The sequence below is a fragment of the Streptomyces colwelliae genome (assembly GCF_048158785.1).
Classification (GTDB): domain Bacteria; phylum Actinomycetota; class Actinomycetes; order Streptomycetales; family Streptomycetaceae; genus Streptomyces.
Map to the genome: position 1 here is coordinate 1 of NZ_JBLTJC010000703.1, position 2,289 is coordinate 2,289.

General features: G+C 69.2%; 2 protein-coding genes and 1 pseudogene. All 3 read left to right on the top strand.

Annotated features, from left to right (window positions below; genetic code table 11):
• A pseudogene (locus ACNFOC_RS53395) lies at positions 1–410 on the top strand (glycosyl hydrolase 115 family protein); the annotation flags it as partial.
• A gap of 81 nt (positions 411–491) precedes the next feature.
• A complete protein-coding gene (locus ACNFOC_RS53400; RefSeq protein WP_416966170.1) occupies positions 492–854 on the top strand; it encodes a hypothetical protein in 363 nt (120 codons plus the stop codon).
• Positions 855–1,038: 184 nt separating this feature from the next.
• On the top strand, positions 1,039–2,289 hold a 1,251-nt coding region (locus ACNFOC_RS53405; RefSeq protein ID WP_521987198.1), incomplete at its 3' end, for a WXG100 family type VII secretion target.

A 2,289-nucleotide genomic window follows, 5' to 3' on the forward strand; every position in this document is an offset into this window, starting at 1 on the left:
GGCCGGTGACGCTGCCCAGGCAGACGCCGGGTGGGGTGGATTCGCCGCGGTTGGAGTACGAGGTGAGTCTGCTCGCGCCGGGTGAGGTGACGGTGTGGGCGTACCTGTCCCCTCGTAACCCTGCGTTGCCGACGGGCGGTCTGCGCTACGGCGTTTCGCTCGACGACGGGCCGATCGTGACCGTCGACATCAACGCCGGTGCGGATGACGGGCTGTTGAACGCGGTGTGGGCGCGCAACACCTCCGACAACGTCAACGCGACGGCGACGAAACACTCCGTGACGAAGGCCGGGGTCCACCGGTTGAGGTTCTGGATGGTGGACCCGACGGTGGTGCTGCAGCGGCTCGTGATCGACACGGGGGGTCTGCCGGCGCTGTACCTGGGGCCGTTGGAGAGCCGGCGGGTGTAGCGCGCGGCGGAGCGTGGAGGGTGACGGGTGGGTGTGACGAGCGTTTCGGGTGGCGTGCCGCGTGTGTTGGACGTTTCGGGGGTGCCGAGTGTGCCGGGGGTTTCGGCGCGGCGGCCGGATCTGGCTTCGTCGCCGGGTGAGAAACGGGCGGCGGCGCGGGCGATCGAGGATCACATCGAGCCCGGCACGCGTGCGGCGGGGCGGTGGGCGGACGACGAAAATGGCGCCGCCGTACGGGAGTTCGCCGCGAGGGACGGGGACGGCTGGGTCACCTCGGCGGCGCTGAAGAAGGCGCACGGCACGTGGGCGGACCAGGTGAAGAACCTGATGGACCGGTTGGGCGCGGAGAAGGACGCGTTGCGGAGTGGGAACGCGGTGCTGACGAGTACGGATCTGGCGGCGGGGTCGACGTTGCGGGAGCGGTCCGCGTTGGACACGTTCTGAAGCGAGCGGGCCATTGGTCCAACGGTCCAACGGGCCAACGGGCCAACGGGCCAACGGGCCAACGGGCCAACAGGCCATCGGGTCAGCGGAGTTATCGGGTTCACCGGAGTTATTCGGTCAGCGGAGTTATTGGGTCACCGGAGCTATTGGGGCGACTGGGCGCATGCCGACGTATCACGAGATCATGACCACTGACCTCGCCGCGCTGACCACGGCGGCCGAGCGCTGGGACGGCATGGCGGGCGAGTTCGAGAAGCAGGAGTCGGCGTACCGGCGGGATGTGCACGGCATCTCCGTGGGCACGTCGTGGACCGGGCTCAGCGCCGACGCGGCCAACGCCCGCTTCGACGTCACGCTCAAGGAGTTCCAGTACGCGCAGACGGAGGCCAAGGGGATCGCGGCGCTCCTGCGGGACGCGCACGACCGGTTCGTGGAGTTACGGGGCCGGGTGGTGGCGGCGCGGTGGGACGCGGTCCGGGCGGGCATGCGGGTCTCGGAGTCGGGGGTGGTGAGCCCGAGTTCGGACCAGCCGGACACTCCCGCCGCTCCCCAGGCCGTACAGCCGTGGCAGGACGGGATCAACAAGGCCGTACGCGATGTGACCGACGCGGACACGGGCGTCCGGGTCGCCCTGGCCGGAGTCGTGATCGACTCCGAACTGCTGGCGGGCGGCCGGGGGTTCAACGGCAAGGCGCTGGGCGACATCGAAGCGTACGAGGCCGAGGAGGCGGAGAGGTACCTGCAGAAGCTGAGCAGGGGAGGTGAGTTGACGGCCACTCAACTCACCGAACTGCAACGGTCTTTCCGCGACAACAGCGAGGACGAGGGTTTCTCACGCATGGTCCTGGACGACTTGGGCCCGGCCGGCACGCTCAAGCTCACGAACGAACTGAACGACCGCATCCACGTCCAGGGCGGCGCGGGCGCGGGTGCGTACTCGGCGATCGAGACGGGCCTGGCGGACACCCTCGCTACGGCCACGAAGCACACGAAGTCCGACTGGTACGGGAAGTGGCGCACCGCCATGCGGCGCGCCGGCGTGGCGCACTACGCCACGGATGCCCAGGGCCTCCACCTGGACAAGGCCGTCGGCTACCAGTCCCTGGTCACGCTGATGCAGAAGGGCCACGGCTACGCCCCGGGGATGGTCGAGGACCTCACCGACGACATGATCGCCGCGGAGAGGAAACACCCCGGGATCTGGCGGGTGAAGGGTACGTACGCCGGGGCGCGCGGCGGTTGGTTCGCCAACGACCCCGTCGACGGAATGCTCGGCATCATGAGCCGCGATCCGGCGGAGGCCGCGCGCTATCTCCATTCCGACGCCCACATGAAATACCTCATGAAGGAACGGGACTGGAACGTCGCCCTCAGCGATGAGGGGGTTTCGAAGGGCGGCCATTATGTGCCCCGGTTGGACGGGGACGACCGGGCG